Origin of the sequence: Rufibacter radiotolerans (genome assembly GCF_001078055.1) — a bacterium.
GTDB lineage: Bacteria > Bacteroidota > Bacteroidia > Cytophagales > Hymenobacteraceae > Nibribacter > Nibribacter radiotolerans.
In genome coordinates this window covers 438,610-452,962 of record NZ_CP010777.1, presented here as the reverse complement: position 1 = coordinate 452,962, position 14,353 = coordinate 438,610, and the positions used below count along the sequence as shown (strand labels likewise).

11 protein-coding genes are annotated in these 14,353 nt (G+C 52.6%); 5 read left to right on the top strand and 6 right to left on the bottom strand.

What is annotated here, in order from left to right; genetic code table 11:
* The first annotated feature begins 49 nt into the window (after nt 1-49).
* The 3 genes from TH63_RS01905 to TH63_RS01895 all read left to right on the top strand — a co-directional run bounded on the left by TH63_RS01905 (nt 50) and on the right by TH63_RS01895 (nt 3,311).
* Nucleotides 50-1,657: a hypothetical protein gene (locus tag TH63_RS01905; RefSeq protein WP_048919439.1), complete on the top strand. Its 1,608-nt coding sequence runs from the start codon at nt 50-52 to the stop codon at nt 1,655-1,657.
* A 171-nt stretch (nt 1,658-1,828) separates the two neighbouring features.
* A complete protein-coding gene (pyrR, locus tag TH63_RS01900) occupies nt 1,829-2,401 on the top strand; it encodes a bifunctional pyr operon transcriptional regulator/uracil phosphoribosyltransferase PyrR (RefSeq protein ID WP_048922522.1) in 573 nt (190 codons plus the stop codon).
* Complete coding sequence (locus tag TH63_RS01895) at nt 2,388-3,311, top strand: aspartate carbamoyltransferase catalytic subunit (RefSeq protein WP_048919438.1); 924 nt, start codon at nt 2,388-2,390, stop codon at nt 3,309-3,311. The genes pyrR and TH63_RS01895 overlap by 14 nt, the downstream gene beginning before the upstream one ends.
* A gap of 394 nt (nt 3,312-3,705) precedes the next feature.
* Here the strand turns inward: TH63_RS01895 and TH63_RS01890 are convergent, their stop codons facing one another.
* Both TH63_RS01890 and TH63_RS01885 read right to left on the bottom strand, forming a co-directional pair.
* Nucleotides 3,706-5,253, bottom strand: a complete 1,548-nt coding sequence (locus TH63_RS01890; RefSeq protein ID WP_197088620.1) for a TolC family protein — start codon at nt 5,251-5,253, stop codon at nt 3,706-3,708.
* A gap of 106 nt (nt 5,254-5,359) precedes the next feature.
* Nucleotides 5,360-6,649 (bottom strand): aminopeptidase P N-terminal domain-containing protein, encoded by a 1,290-nt coding sequence (locus tag TH63_RS01885; protein ID WP_048919436.1) that lies wholly within the window; start codon nt 6,647-6,649, stop codon nt 5,360-5,362.
* 153 nt (nt 6,650-6,802) lie between these two features.
* Between TH63_RS01885 and TH63_RS01880 the strand changes: the two genes are divergently transcribed.
* Nucleotides 6,803-8,362 carry a S8 family serine peptidase gene (locus TH63_RS01880; RefSeq protein ID WP_076606380.1) on the top strand — a complete coding sequence of 520 codons (1,560 nt, stop codon included), beginning with the start codon at nt 6,803-6,805 and terminating at the stop codon, nt 8,360-8,362.
* A gap of 126 nt (nt 8,363-8,488) precedes the next feature.
* On the opposite strand, the gene TH63_RS01875 is transcribed toward TH63_RS01880, so the two are convergent.
* The gene (locus tag TH63_RS01875; RefSeq protein ID WP_048919434.1) at nt 8,489-10,705 is read right to left on the bottom strand and encodes a M56 family metallopeptidase; all 2,217 of its coding nucleotides are present in this window, start codon (nt 10,703-10,705) and stop codon (nt 8,489-8,491) included.
* A complete protein-coding gene (locus tag TH63_RS01870; RefSeq protein ID WP_048922521.1) occupies nt 10,698-11,075 on the bottom strand; it encodes a BlaI/MecI/CopY family transcriptional regulator in 378 nt (125 codons plus the stop codon). The genes TH63_RS01875 and TH63_RS01870 overlap by 8 nt, the downstream gene beginning before the upstream one ends.
* Nucleotides 11,076-11,253: 178 nt before the next feature.
* Between TH63_RS01870 and TH63_RS01865 the strand changes: the two genes are divergently transcribed.
* Nucleotides 11,254-12,381, top strand: coding sequence for a glycosyltransferase family 4 protein (locus TH63_RS01865; RefSeq protein WP_048922520.1), 1,128 nt, complete (start codon nt 11,254-11,256; stop codon nt 12,379-12,381).
* Between the two features lie 65 nt (nt 12,382-12,446).
* On the opposite strand, the gene TH63_RS01860 is transcribed toward TH63_RS01865, so the two are convergent.
* Both TH63_RS01860 and TH63_RS01855 read right to left on the bottom strand, forming a co-directional pair.
* Nucleotides 12,447-12,971, bottom strand: coding sequence for a DUF421 domain-containing protein (locus TH63_RS01860; RefSeq protein ID WP_048919433.1), 525 nt, complete (start codon nt 12,969-12,971; stop codon nt 12,447-12,449).
* A 62-nt stretch (nt 12,972-13,033) separates the two neighbouring features.
* Nucleotides 13,034-14,275, bottom strand: coding sequence for a DUF2254 domain-containing protein (locus TH63_RS01855; protein ID WP_048919432.1), 1,242 nt, complete (start codon nt 14,273-14,275; stop codon nt 13,034-13,036).
* Between the last annotated feature and the right edge of the window lie 78 nt (nt 14,276-14,353).

Below are 14,353 nucleotides of genomic sequence, written 5' to 3'. Positions count from 1 at the left end.
CATTTCTGGCAGGTAGCAGGCGTGGCCTTGAATCTTCTAAAAGAGTTTTATGTACGTGCTGTTCAGAAGAGATTTCCGCAAGTTCCTGCTGCTCCTGCTTTGCTGGGGGGTGGCGCTTGCTGCCCATGCCCAATTTAAAAAGAAGGACAAAGACAAGGAAAAACCTGCCCCGCCGGCTCAAACCTATAGAGCAGAAATAGAAAGCGATTCCTTTGACGAGGACCATTGGGTGCAGCCCCTGCCAGACAGCACACTGCTGGTGATCACCACCAAAAGAAATAGCTGGTTTGGCAAGAATGACTTTGTCCTGACCAGGTTTGACCGGCACCTGAAACAGGTATGGCAGACCAAACAGGAGCATAAACCTTACCATGACCTGTTCATGGTGACAGCAGAACGTGGCAAAGTTTACCTGCTTTTTTCCACCTCCTCCTCTAGTAAAAAGCTGCTGCTCTACCAGGTAAACACCAAAACCGGCGGCGTAACGTCCAGTGAGCACGTACTGCCTTCTACCTACATTACCATTAATGAAATTGCCGCCATAGACGGCCAGGTGTTTATTAGTGGAATAGAGAAATTTAGCCTGAACATGCTGCACCTGAACCCCGCCCAGGAAGAGATAAAAATTCTGCCGGCGGTCTTTGGCATGGAAGAGGACCTGGGCGAGTTTAGGGTAGACACGCTTACCCGGGCCGTGGAATTTGTGGTGTCTGAGTCTAATGGCTTACGCTCCAGAATCCAGGCCAAGCGCATGAACACCAAAGGAGAAGTCATTGGCACGTATTTCATTCAGCCCGAGGTACAGCAACGCGTAGACAATGTGCTGCAGGCGGCCCGCCTCGCCCCCGGTGACACCCTCAGCAAGCTCCTGATAGGCACTTTTGGGTACCGCACCTCCATCTTCTCCAAAGGCCTGTACACTAGCGGCCTTGCCGGCGATATCAAATACCATGATTTCAACAAGCTGAACCATTTCTTTGATTACCTGGGTCCGGGGGCCCAACGCCGCATGAAAGCCAAGCTGGCCCGTCAGGAAGCCAAAGAAAAGCCCCTGGTGCTCAGGTATAGAATGTTGCTGCACCCTATTATGCCGCACCCGCAGGGGTATGCCCTGGTGGGCGAAATCTACTACCCGCAATACCGCGGCGACAACTTTAACTATTTCAACTACGGCCGCCATATGCCCTACGGAATGTCTCCCGAGCCCAGAAGAGCCCTGGACCGGGCCCAGGGCTACCGTTTCAGCCATGTAATCGCCTGCGTTTTTGACAAAGAGGGCAACCTGCTCTGGGACAATTCCTACCAGCTCCAGAACAATACCTATCCAGACCTGGCCCCAACAGTGGAGGCCGGCGTGGCCCCAGACGGCTCCATTTCCCTTCTCTACCCCGAGGATGAATTTCTGTGGTACAAGACCCTGAGCCCCAACACCACCTATTCAGACGAAGAGAAAGTGGAAGTGCGCGTAGGGGCTGAATCTGAGAAAATGGTTTCCAGCAACAATGAAGGCATCAGTCACTGGTACGGCGGCAACTTTGTGGCCTTCGGGTTCCAACGCATTAAGCCCGCCGGCGGAGATGGCCGCACGGTGTTCTACCTGCAGAACATCTCGTTTGAGCAACCCGCCGCTGCCGGTGAGGCCGCGGCCGTGAAATAACTTTTGCTTTCAGCAGATGGCTCTTTATTAAATCTAGCCGGCATAACCATGCCTTTGGCTTTTAAAAGGAGTAACTTTTAGTCTGACCGGTAGCGCCTTTCTTCCGCAGATAAATGATTTTTTAGTGCCGCGGCAAACGGTAAGTCTTTATATTTGCCCAAAACCCGGGTCATGCATAAACGCCTCATTGTTCCGCACGCGCTGTTCCAGATCATGATCAGGCGCCTGGCGCACCAACTGATAGAAACGCACCATGATTTTTCTGATTCTGTGATCCTGGGGCTGCAGCCCCGCGGCATTTACGTGGCAGATCGGTTGCAGCAAACCCTCCAGGACATTCTGGGCGTGACCGTACAGACCGGCTACCTGGACATAACCTTCCACCGTGATGATTTCCGGCGCCGCGCCACTCCTCTCGCCCCTAATGCCACCCACGTAGACTTTTCCCTGGAAGGCAAACGGGTGATCCTGGTAGATGATGTGCTCTACACCGGCCGCTCGGTGCGCGCCGCCATGGATGCCATGATCTCCTACGGCCGCCCGGCGCAGGTAGAACTCCTCGTGCTTATTGACCGCCAATACACCCGTGATTTGCCCATTGAAGCCACCTATACCGGCCAACGGGTTGACTCCCAGCACTCGCAGCGGGTAGAAGTAACCTGGAAAGGCCCAGACGCCGGTGAAGACGCCATTTGGCTATTAGATATTACCCCAGACCAAGAACAACCTCATGCAACAGCTTAGCGTCCGGCACCTGTTGGGCATCAAAGAGATCACCCCCCAGGACATTCAGTTGATTTTTGAGACTGCTGACCAGTTCAAGGAGGTTTTAAACAGACCCATTAAGAAAGTACCCTCGCTGCGCGATGTCACCATTGCCAACGTCTTCTTTGAGAACTCCACCCGCACCCGGCTTTCCTTTGAGCTGGCAGAGAAACGCCTCTCGGCGGATGTGATCAATTTCTCGGCCTCGGGGAGTTCCGTAAAGAAAGGCGAAACGCTGCTGGACACGGTCAACAACATTCTGGCCATGAAGGTAGACATGATAGTTATGCGCCACAGCAGCCCCGGTGCCCCGCATTTTTTATCGCGCAAGATCAAGGCCAACATCGTGAACGCCGGCGACGGCACCCATGAGCATCCCACCCAGGCTTTATTGGATTCCTTCTCCATCAGGCAAAAACTTGGTGAGGTAGCCGGCAAGAAAATAGCCATCATCGGGGATATTACTCACTCCCGCGTAGCCCTTTCCAATATTTTTGCCCTGCAGATGCAGGGGGCCGAGGTAGCCGTCTGCGGGCCTCCTACCCTGCTGCCCAAGTTCATTGGCGAGCTAGGCGTAAAGGTCTTCTGGAACGTGCGCGAGGCTCTGCAATGGTGCGATGTGGCCAACGTGCTGCGTATACAGCTGGAGCGCCAGCAAGGCAAACTTTTCCCGTCATTGCGCGAGTACGCCATGTATTTCGGTATCAACAAAAAGATGCTGGATGAGCTTAACAAAGAGATTGTGCTCATGCACCCCGGCCCCATTAACCGCGGGGTAGAACTCACCTCAGACGCGGCAGACTCCCACCACTCCATTATTCTTGACCAAGTGGAAAACGGCGTTGCCATTAGAATGGCGGTGTTGTACCTGTTGGCTAGTAAAGGATAAGCCTCGCTTCACCTTACGTTAAAGAATTACCTTATAAAACAGAAAGTCCCGCAAGTTTTGCTTGCGGGACTTTCTGTTTTAAGCCTGTTTTCCTAAAAACAGGCTTAAAACAAGTTTTATGACAGCAAATAACCCAATCGCATTTCGTCCCCCTTTGAAGGGGGTAGGGGGATGATTACACTTGCTAAGCATCGCGTTCCAGAGTAGGGCAACCACAAGGGATTGCCCCTACTTTCAATTTTATCCTTCTTCTCTCCTAGGCTTCGCTCCTATTCTGTCATCCTGAAAGGACCTTGTGCCAAACGGTAATAGCGCTTACCACAACGCCTTACTAGTTCGCCCACAAGGTCCTTCCAGGATGACAGAAAAATAGCAGTGATAACAACAACCTTACTTAAAACGGCAGCGGCAACACCAGCGGCTGGTTCATCTCAAAGTCATAAAGGGTCTGCAGGCGCACGTTGTAATAGGCGTCCCAGAAGTTACGCAGGTTACTTACGTAGCTTCGGCGGGCCGAGTCACGTTCAGTGGCGGCCTGGTTCAGTTCCAGGATACCAATCTTGCCGGAAAGGTAGCGGTCCCGGGCGCCCAGGAAGCGGCGCTCGGCCAGGCCGTTGGCTTGCTGGGCAATCTTCATCTGTTCGCGCAGCATCTTAAAGCGTTTGATCTGCAGGTAAACGTCCTGCTCAAAATTGGCCCTTTGCTGCTCCAGGTTGGCTTTTACCAGCTTCTGGTTGGCGCGGGCAGTACCTAGTTTAGACTTGGTGCGACCCCAGTCCATGATAGGCACACTCACGGTCATCACCACGCGTTGCTGCTCAGAGGGGTCTTGGTATACTTCGCCAACGGAATTTGATTGTTGCACCAGGCCGTATTGCAGGTATAGGTTCGCATTCACGCCAGCATCGCCCTCGGCCTGGGCCATGTTGCGCTCGGCTTCCAGTTCCTCCCGTTTGAGCCCCACCATGCGGGACCGGTTTTCTTTGGCCTGCTCCAGGGCAAAGGCTTCATTCACCTCAAATTGCGGAATGGCGTCTGGCGTGGAAAGCCTGATGGGGTAATCATCGGTGATGCCCAGGTAAGACCTCAAGCGCAGGGTACTGGTCTCTATGTCCAGCTTGGCCTGCTCCAGGCTTTGCCGGGAGGTCAATAAACTCAGCTCCAGTTGCAGAAGTTCGTTTACGCTGATCTTGGCCTGGTAAAAACGGGCTTGCGCAATCTTGAAAAGCGTGTCATTGTTGGCCACGTTCTTAGAGGCGATGTCAAAGCCAATCTGGCTTTGCAGCTGGGAGAAATACAGGTCGGTGGCCCTGATGGAAATACGCTCCATCTCCTCCCAGAAGCTGCGTTTGGCCTCTTCATAGCGCAGGGGCTCAATGCGGCGGTCCCATTTAAGGTAGTTAGACCGGAAAATAGGTTGGCTCAACGTTACCACTGCCGGGGCCGAGGAGTAGGAATGCCGGCTCACATTGGAGGGCCGCATGAAGTCGTCAATCCTCTTGAGGTTGGAGTTCACGGAAACCACACCGCCGGTCAGGCCAATGTTCTGGCTTAGGGCAAGTTCAGTGTAAGTAGTGGCCACGTGCTGGCGCCGGAACTCAATATTACCAGACGGCTGCACAATGGGGTTAATGCTTTTGGTATAGTCTGGCAGGGTGGCATTCAGCTTGAGCTGGGGCAGGTAATTGCTTTTATAGGTCTGGTACTGCCAGGTACGGTTCTCCAGCTGGGTAAGCGCCTGCTGGTAGCTGGGCGATAGTTCCTTGGCCATCTTGATCACCTCCACCAGGCTCAGGCGGCGGGTGTTGGGGTCTTCCTGGCCATCTAGTAACGGAAGCTCTTTTGTTTGCCCAGCGGCGGAAAAGGCCACCCAGAAAAAGCCCCAGACCCAGAAAAAGGAAAGCGTACGGCTGGTTCTTGCTACTCGTTGTTTGGTACTCACGTTCACTCTAAAAAACTTTAAGGGCCAGGGCCCTTGGTAAAAGCACATACTGTTTTGGGGCTGTTTTCGTAAAAACAGCCCCAAAACAGGTTAACTATAATCTTGATTAACTGCGCATTTCGCGCTCAATGTCTTCCAGCGCCAGCGGGATGTTCTCCATAAGGTCTACCGCGCCGTTATGGGTGATGAGGAAGTCATTTTCCAGGCGTATGCCCAGACCTTCTTCCCTGATGTAGATACCCGGCTCGCAGGTGAAGACCATGCCTTCCTCAAACGGACGGTATTTGTCACCCACGTCATGCACATCCAGACCCAGGAAGTGGGAGGTGCCGTGCGGGAAGTATTTCTTGTAGAGCGGGGCGTCTGGGTTCTGGTTGTGCACGTCGCCTTCGTTTAGAAGACCTAGTTTGATGAGTTCGTGTTCCATCACCTTGCCCACAAATTTGTGGTACTGGTCCAGGGTGTTGCCGGGCACCAGCATCTTTTTGGCCGTGTCCATGACGTGCAGCACGGAGTTGTACACTTCGGCTTGCCGCGGGGTAAATTTACCGTTCACGGGTATGGAGCGGGTAAGGTCAGACGAGTAGTTGGCATACTCGGCCCCGAAGTCCATAAGCAGCACGTCACCGTCTTTACACTCCCGGAAGTTGTCTACATAGTGCAGGATGCAGGCGTTGGCGCCAGAGGCGATGATAGACCCGTAGGCTGGTCCGCGGGAGCGGTTGCGCAGGAACTCATGAGAGATCTCGGCCTCAATCTCATACTCCATCACGCCGGGCTTCACAAACTTAAGCAACCGCCGGAAGGCTTTCTCTGTGATGTTGCAGGCGGTGCGCATGAGCTCAATCTCACGGGGGTGCTTGATGGAGCGCAGGTAATGCAGGTGCTGGGTGCTGCGCATGTAGTTGTGCAGCGGGTATTTGGCTTGTATTTTCTTTATGAAACGGGCATCACGGGTCTCCACCTCCACCACGGCGCGCAGGTGCTCATTGGAATTGAGATACACATTCTCCACGTAAGGCATGAGCGAGTTGAGGATGCTGTCAAATTCATGGGTCCAGAAGATGGTCTCAATACCGGACACCTCGCGGGCCTGCTCTTTGGTGAGTTTGTAGCCTTCCCAGGTGAGAATATGGTCATTGGTCTCCCGCACGAACAGGATTTCCTTCAGGCGCTCCTCGCGGGCATCGGGGAAAAGAATCAATACGCTTTCCTCCTGGTCTATACCACTAAGCCAGAGCAGGTCGTTGTTCTGCCTAAAGGGCATGGTGCCGTCTGCGTTGGTGGGCATGACATCATTGGAGTGGAAGATGGCCAGTGAATGGGGCTTGAGGTAAGGAACAAACTTCTGGCGGTTGTGGATGTAGAGATCTTTCCCGATAGACTCGTATTTCATAGCAGTAGAGTTTGTGGTGCCAACCGGCGGGCAGCAGGCGTTTTGGACCTGTTTTTAAGAAAACATGCCTGAAACAGGCACTTTTTGAAAGCTTAAATGTATGATTTTAAATGGTAATTTGCAGGCAAATAGCCTTCATTTAATCTTCCTGGCGTGGGCCTTTGTACTAAACTATTTTTTTTCTGTGTCTTAGTTGTCTCCGGGCTTTTTACCCCGGCGGCCCAGGCACAGCAACGGTACTGGGTGCTTTTCAAGGACAAACCGGCCTTGGCCGAAGGGCCATGGGTAAGCGAGCAAGCCGTGGCCCAGCGGCGTCTTCAGCACCTGCCCGTGCACCAGCCAAGCGATGCGCCGGTGCACCAGCCTTACCTGGACAGCCTGGCCCGGCGCGGCTTCTCGGTCACCTCTGTTTCCAAGTGGTTGAACGCGGCCGTCATCTCGGTGCTGCCTCACCAGGCAACGGCGTTGCAGCAGGCGGGTTATATACAAGAGATTCGCCCCATTACCGGGTATTTTCAAACCACTTCTACTGCCGTTCCTTTCCAGCCCAACTATATTGCCAAGGCGTTGTCTCAGTTGAAATCTGAGGCGCTTTTTGTGCAGAGCCTTACCGGCCGGGGCGTAAAGATTGGCGTGATAGATGCCGGTTTTTATCAGGCCCCTGAGAAGCCGGGTCTGGCTACCTTGTTTGAGAATGGCCGCATAAAACAATACCGCGACTTTGTAAGCCCGGGTCGCCAGGACCTTTACGGGGAAAAGGAAAGTGGTTTAGATGCCCATGGCACCGAGGTGCTGCTCTGTCTGGGAGGCAATGACCCTTACCAGAAAGTGATCAGTGGTCTGGCCCCCGAGGCAGACTATTACCTGGCCCGCACTGACCATGGCAGCCTGGAGTCCCGCGTGGAAGAAGAGTATTTTGTACGCGCCCTGGAGTGGATGGACAGCCTGGGCGTACGGCTGGTGAATTCCTCCCTGGGGTACGGCACTGGCTTTGACAACCCCGCTGAGAATTACCGGCCCGACCAGATGGACGGCGGCAGCTACATTGCCAAGGCCGTGCAGATGGCCGTGGAGCAGAAAGGCATGATGCTGGTGATTGCGGCCGGCAATGACGGTGGCAACAAGAAATGGCAGATCCTGAATACCCCCGCCGACGCCCCCGGCGTGCTCACCGTAGGCGCCACCGATTACTTTAGTTGGGTCAAGCAGGGCTACAGCGGCATCGGCCCCGGTTTTCTGCCGTACCTGAAGCCAGACGTAGCCTGCTTTGCCAGCTCGGGCACCTCTTTCTCGGCGCCCATCATTACCGGCCTCATTGCTTGCCTGCTGGAAGAAAAACCTTCCCTTACCGCCGCCCAACTCACCGATATTCTGCACCGAAGCAGCCACCTCTACCCCTTCGGGAATAACTACGTGGGCTATGGGGTGCCCAATGCTGGCAAAGCCCTGGAACTGGCGCACAACCTCTCGGCTTTCCCTAAGGCCGTCCCCCTGGAAGTGCACGGGAACCGGTTCATTTACAAGCCCAAATCCAGGAATAACATTGCAGACAACGGCGGCATTGTGCTCTTCCGGAAACAGTCGCCTACCCTGGTCATGGCCCAGCAGAAGCTTTCCTCCCGCGTGAAAAGAATTGTAGTGAAGCGCCTGCCCGGCGAGACGCATACCACGCTGCAAGTGGGCACAACGGTGATGGAGTTGGTGTGGCGGTAGCTGTACCGAGTGAAGGTTTTCACCTCCATCCAAAAGAAGATAACGTTCAGCTATGCCATCAACCAAAAAAAAGAGTGCCTGGAGAGAATTCCGGGCACTCTTTTTAGTTTTTTGGAATACTTCAATTTATTGCCTAGTGACTCTAAAGGGCACAGTGAATTTGACATTCACTGCTTTGCCGTTTTGCATGCCCGGGCTCCAAAGTGGCATATTCTGAAGGGCTTTTATGAGCTCCTGGTCTATACTAGGGTGCAGTTTTTTGAGCAGCGTCACCTCCCTAACTTTTCCCGTACTGGTGACAATGAAAGAGGCCACTGCGGTTCCTGCTACTTTGGCGGCTTTGGCTTCCTCAGAGTAAACGGTGTTCTCCTTTAGGTACTGCATCATGGCTGCCATACCACCGGGGAACTCTGGCATTTTCTCTACGGCTATGAAAACAGGCTGGCCTTCTACGGTAGTAGTTTTAATGTCTGTGGGTTTTGTAGCTGTTTCCGCTGCGCGTTTGGCCACTATTCTGAAAGGGACAAGATATAGTACTGGTACCCGCTTTCCTTCTAATTCACCGGGGGTAAAGGCAGGAAGTGCGCTAAGTACTCTTTTCATCTCCTGGTCAAGGCTAGGCGACAGGCTCTGGACTACGTCCACACTGCTCACTGTGCCCGAGGTTGACACTACCACGGCACCAATCATTGTACCTTCTATTTCAGAGTGTTGAGCCGCTAAAGGAATCCTGATTTTACTTGCCAAGAATTTTCGCATGGCGGGCACTCCTCCCGGAAACTCTGGCATCTTCTCTGCAATCATATAAATTTTCTCGCCAGAGGCGGTCGTCCTAATTGGCATTACCACATCTCCAGAAGACTTTTTTTCCTTTTTGTAATCAGCAGGTATCTTATCTGGAGAAGGATAATAGACCAGTACAGTTTCTGGGACAACATTTGTACTGCCCTTTTTTGCGTTTTCTTTGCTTGGAATTTTGGCTGCCTCAGAAGTTACCTTGGTTTTCTGTTGCTGGCTGGCATCGGTACCCTCCAGCTTCACAAAATTGCCGCTGGTCCGGGAAACGGAGAACTTCTCTACAGACTCCACTGCCTGGCCATCTTTCTGAGCAGGTGCCCAGGCCGGCATTTGCTGCACCAGTTTCTCTAACTGTTTCTGCACCGCCACCCCTACTTCCGGCGTGTTGGGGTTTACTTGCAGGCTGGTGGTTTTACGGTACACCGGAGCGCCATTTTTCTGAATAGTTACCTCTACTACTGCCGTCACCTTCACAAAATCATTGGGGCTCTTTCTCTTCTGGAACGCAACCTCAGGCAACTCAAAATTGCTTTTCACAAAGGCACTCAAGGCATCGGGGCCACCCGGAAATACTACGGGCGTGTCTTTAACTTTGGTTACCAACTGGGAAGTTCCTTCAGGAGCGCCGGGTACTTCCACCGGGGCCGGGCGCATGGCGGCGATGGCAACCAAAAGAATAGCCACGGTAGGCACTACCAGCAACAACCGGCTGAGTCGGGGCGATTGATGTAATTTTTTCATCATTTTGATTCTGGTTAGGGTGAGGGATTTATTGAGGAAGAAGTAACTGCCTAAGGGGAAATCTGCGGTTCTGAGCACCTGTTTTACCAGTAAGGAGGAATAGGCGCTGGTACCGGCGTCTTTGGCTACGTGGGCATCGGCAATGAACTCATGGGTTTGTTCCAAGGCCTTTTTATAGAGCAGCAGCAGCGGGTTAAACCAGAAAACAATGCCAGCCAAAGACACCAGCAGAATGTCAAGAGTGTGCCGCTGGTGTATGTGCACCTGCTCATGCTGCAGAATTCGTTCGGTTTCCTGGGGGCTCAGCGCCTGGCTGTTATCAAAGAAAATGGAGCGCCAGAAAGAGAACGTGGGCAGTTGCCCGTGGGTAAGGATAACGGGCACCTGGCCGGGCAGAAAGAAAGCCGTACCCGTTTGCCGCGCAAAATGCCGGAGCCGCCTTATCTGGGCCAAAAACCTGATGGCGAAAACCAACACCCCCACCCCGTAAGCCAGGTACAGCAGAAGCCAATAGTCAAATGGCTCCTGGGGACTCTCCATAACGGGGGCTATTGTAGTCATATCCAGGGGCGCCTGGTCAAAGGCCGGCAGCGTGACTACTTCCTGCTCCTGCTGGGTAGGCCAAAGATTAATGCCCGGTAGTCTGGTGAGGGGCACCGCAAAAGCCAGCAGCAGAGAGGCTACCAGGTAGAGGCGGTTGAACTGGAAAGAGGTTTCGCGCCGGAGCACCAGCACAAAGAAGAGATACAGCAGAACAAGGCCTATGCCTGATTCTAACAGGTACTGCAGCAAGGTCTCATTCATCTTCAGGGTTGTTAAGGTCTTCTTTTACATGTTTCAACATTTCTTCCAGCTCTTTCAGGTCCATGTTCTCTTCCTTGGCAAAGAAGGAAACCAACCGTTTGAGCGACCCGCCAAAGTAACCAGCCATAAAATTCTTGAGGTAAAAGTGGCGGTAATCGTCGCGGGCAATGAGGGGGTAATACTCATGGGTTTTGCCGTAGGCCTTGTAGCCCACAAAGCCCTTTTTCTCCAGAATGCGGACAATGGTGGAGACGGTGTTGTAGGCGGGCTTGGGTTCAGGCAACTGGTCCAGAATGTCTTTCACAAACCCCTGGCCCAGCTGCCAGAGAATCTGCATGACCTGTTCTTCTGCTTTGGTTAACTCTTTCATAGGGTGTAGGTTAGGCAACTGCTCAAACATATAACTAATTACTTAGTTTTCAAACTAAAGTTTTAGTTTATTAAATTATTTTTTCTGGCTGCTTTACCGGTGGGTGATAAAAGATACCAGGGAAAGGAGAAGAAGACGTGGCAGAAAAAGAGAAATAAGCCTACCTTGCAATTGCTTTATGAAGATAGGATACGACGCCAAGCGCGCCTTTACCAATACCTCTGGCCTGGGAAACTACAGCCGCTTTGTCATCTCGGGTATGATGACGCACTTCCCCCAGGAGGAGTACGCCCTGTTCACGCCCCGCCGGAAAGAGATTTTCAAAGACTTTTTCCCGCCGGTGGCCAAGACCCAGGTGGTGCAGCCGGACGGGCTGGGCAAGCGCTTCTCTTCTCTGTGGCGCACCTTCGGGCTGCGGGCTGCCCTGCCCAAGCACGGGGTGCAGGTGTACCACGGCCTCAGCAATGAGCTGCCTTACGGCCTGGACCGCGACCGCACCAAACTGGTGGTCACCATCCATGATCTTATCTTTCTTAGGTTTCCCGAACTCTACCCTACCATTGACCGCTACATTTACCGCAAAAAGTTCAAAGACGCCTGTGACATGGCGCACCAGATTGTGGCCATAAGTGAGCAGACAGCCCAGGATCTGGAGGAATTTTTCGGGGTGGGCCGTGACAAGGTGCAGGTGGTGTACCAGGACTGTGACCCTGTTTTTCAGCTGATTCCGGAAAAAGAGGCCCAAAACGCGGTGCGGGAAAAGTATAGGTTGCCCCAGGAGTTTATCCTGTGCGTAGGCACCCTGGAACGTCGGAAGAACCAACTGCATCTGCTGCAAGGTTGGCATGCCGCCGGGGCACCGGTCCCGCTGGTATTCATCGGGCGCAAGACCGAGTATTACAAAGAGATGCAGGCTTTTATTGCCCAGCACCGCCTGGAGGAAAAGGTCCTGTTTCTGCCCTACATCCCGTTTCAGGAGTTGCCTATCATTTACCAGTTGACTACCCTTTTTGTGTACCCGTCTATCTTTGAAGGCTTCGGGATACCTATTGTGGAGGCCTTGAACAGTGGCGTGCCTGTGATTACCTCTACCGGCTCCTGCTTTTCTGAGGCCGGCGGATCTGGCTCCCGGTACGTCTCCCCTACTGACCCCGAGGCCATGGCCCAGGCCATTCAGGATATCCTCTCCAGCCCAGACCGGCAGAAAATGATGGTGAAGCAAGGCCTGGAACACGCCCAAATATTCCGGCCGGGTGTCACTATTCCGCAGCTGCATAGGCTGTACGAGCAGGTGTTTGCGGGGTAACATGAACAGGTATTCACTTGGCATAAACCTCAGACAGTGGTTTTTGAGACCATGCAAGCCACTTTTTAGGCCTCCCTTTTGCTTACGTCTTCCAGCACACTGCTCTCATTGCCTTCTATTTTTTTGATAATACTAAGGCTGCCTTCGGTTTCCAGCACTACGGCCCCCACTTCTTCTACGGCGCTTATTCCCTGGCTCCGCATGGCGGCCAGAATCTCCTCTTTGGTAATGCGTTCTGCTTTCATGGCTTCCCAAAGATAATTACCCTGGAACAGGAGTAATACAGGTTTGGCCTTTACCAAATCACTAATGGCGGCATGCCTTACAGAAAGCCAGGTTATGACAAACTGCAACAGGATCAATAACCCAAAAGCCAGAAGGCCATCTAATAAGGCGACGTCTTTAGACAGCAATACCGTGGCCAGCGTGGAGCCCAATGCTACGGTTACTATAAAGTCAAAGGCGTTCATCTTTGAGAGGGTCCTTTTGCCTGACACCCTTAACTGCAGCACCAGCACCGCATAGGCCAGCACACCTATGATCAAGGTCCTGAGAACACTTTCCCAACTGTCAAAAAATACTTTTTCCATAATGAGTTGTTATAGCCACTAAACTTTCTTCGGGGGCGTGTGCTATGGTTGCTTTCTTCTGGCTAATATGGTTGCATTGCCTCCTGCGCCCTTACCCGCAGCCAGAGCGCGTTAATCACTTCTTTGTTCTCTCCTTCAGGGACTTGTTCCAGCAATTGCTTCAGGATCTGCTCCATGGCCTCTCTCAGAATTCTGTCTTCTTTGCCATAATCCCAGATGGGAAGCAGCGTGCTCTGGAATATCTCCTGGAAGGTAGTCTCTTCCGTGACAATGCGTAGCCCGCCTTCCTCATCATAAAAGAGGTGGTGCGAAAAGTGCGTGAGGTAAAAAGAAAGCAGATCTACTAATACATGCAAACTCAGAACAGCCGTACCCGGATCGTTAATGCCGGGACTTAGGGCTTTAATTGCTACTTCTACCAACTGTTTACAGCCATACAGGGGATTACTGGCTATGGGTTCGCCTCGGTAAAAGTCTACAAGCAGCTGAATTTGGTCGTATTCCTCATGGGTAATGGGCTGCGGGGAGAGAACCTTCGCAAAGGGTCTTCCCTGCAGGATGAACGTTCCCACCGGGTACAGAAAAGCAAAAATCCAGTTCTTCCGGGCGCTGTACTCCACCAGCCGTTTATGGTCAAACCCCTGAAAGTACCCCGAGGTCAGCATTTTCACCTCGTGGGCCTGCACTAAAAGCGGAAGCACCTCACCAGGGACTTGCCTGAGCGGGAGTTGCTGCTCCAGTTTTTGCCGGGTTTGCCTATGAATGCGCTCTATAATGACCTCATATTTTACAGACTGGGTCACGTAATGGAGGAAATAGATAAACAGGAAAATATCTACCACGGTGAGCAGAATGAGCAGGTACACGCTTAAGGCCGGCACATAGATTCCTGAATCAATATCACGTATGGTGCTCAGCAGAAACAGGGCGTACACAATGGTTCCTATGTAAAACCCCAGCACCCATTGCTGAAACCGGTTGCCTATCATACTGTCCAACACCCGGTTGCTCATATTGGAAGCCGCCTGGTTCAGCATGATCATCACCATGGAGAAGCTAAATACTGTCAAAGACAAAATGCCGGCGGCAATGGTGGCGGCAATGGTGCGGGCAGTGCTGGCGTCTTTAAGGGTCAGGAAATCCCACTGGCTTTTTATGGATTTCCCGTAAGGCGAGAAATCAATGGTAAGCATGAGGTAGGACACCAACAGAAAAGCCAATGAAATGAGCGCCGGATAGAAGGCTATACTCTTGATGACCAGATTGTAGTACTTACGGACATATTGCAGTAATCTCTTTCTCATTATCAGATATACGCAGCCTTTTGGTGGGGTTAGGTATAAAAACCTTAACAGGTAACCCCGACTTCCTAAAATTCATCC

Bases quoted from the DNA above. Each gene is read 5' to 3' on its own strand.
- TH63_RS01870 (WP_048922521.1), bottom strand. From the start codon at position 11,075: ATGAAAGAGTTAACCAAAGCAGAAGAACAGGTCATGCAGATTCTCTGG.
- TH63_RS01860 (WP_048919433.1), bottom strand. From the start codon at position 12,971: ATGGAAAAAGTATTTTTTGACAGTTGGGAAAGTGTTCTCAGGACCTTG.
- TH63_RS01855 (WP_048919432.1), bottom strand. From the start codon at position 14,275: ATGAGAAAGAGATTACTGCAATATGTCCGTAAGTACTACAATCTGGTC.
- TH63_RS01905 (WP_048919439.1), top strand. From the start codon at position 50: ATGTACGTGCTGTTCAGAAGAGATTTCCGCAAGTTCCTGCTGCTCCTG.
- TH63_RS01885 (WP_048919436.1), bottom strand. From the start codon at position 6,649: ATGAAATACGAGTCTATCGGGAAAGATCTCTACATCCACAACCGCCAG.
- TH63_RS01895 (WP_048919438.1), top strand. From the start codon at position 2,388: ATGCAACAGCTTAGCGTCCGGCACCTGTTGGGCATCAAAGAGATCACC.
- TH63_RS01875 (WP_048919434.1), bottom strand. From the start codon at position 10,705: ATGAATGAGACCTTGCTGCAGTACCTGTTAGAATCAGGCATAGGCCTT.
- pyrR (WP_048922522.1), top strand. From the start codon at position 1,829: ATGCATAAACGCCTCATTGTTCCGCACGCGCTGTTCCAGATCATGATC.
- TH63_RS01865 (WP_048922520.1), top strand. From the start codon at position 11,254: ATGAAGATAGGATACGACGCCAAGCGCGCCTTTACCAATACCTCTGGC.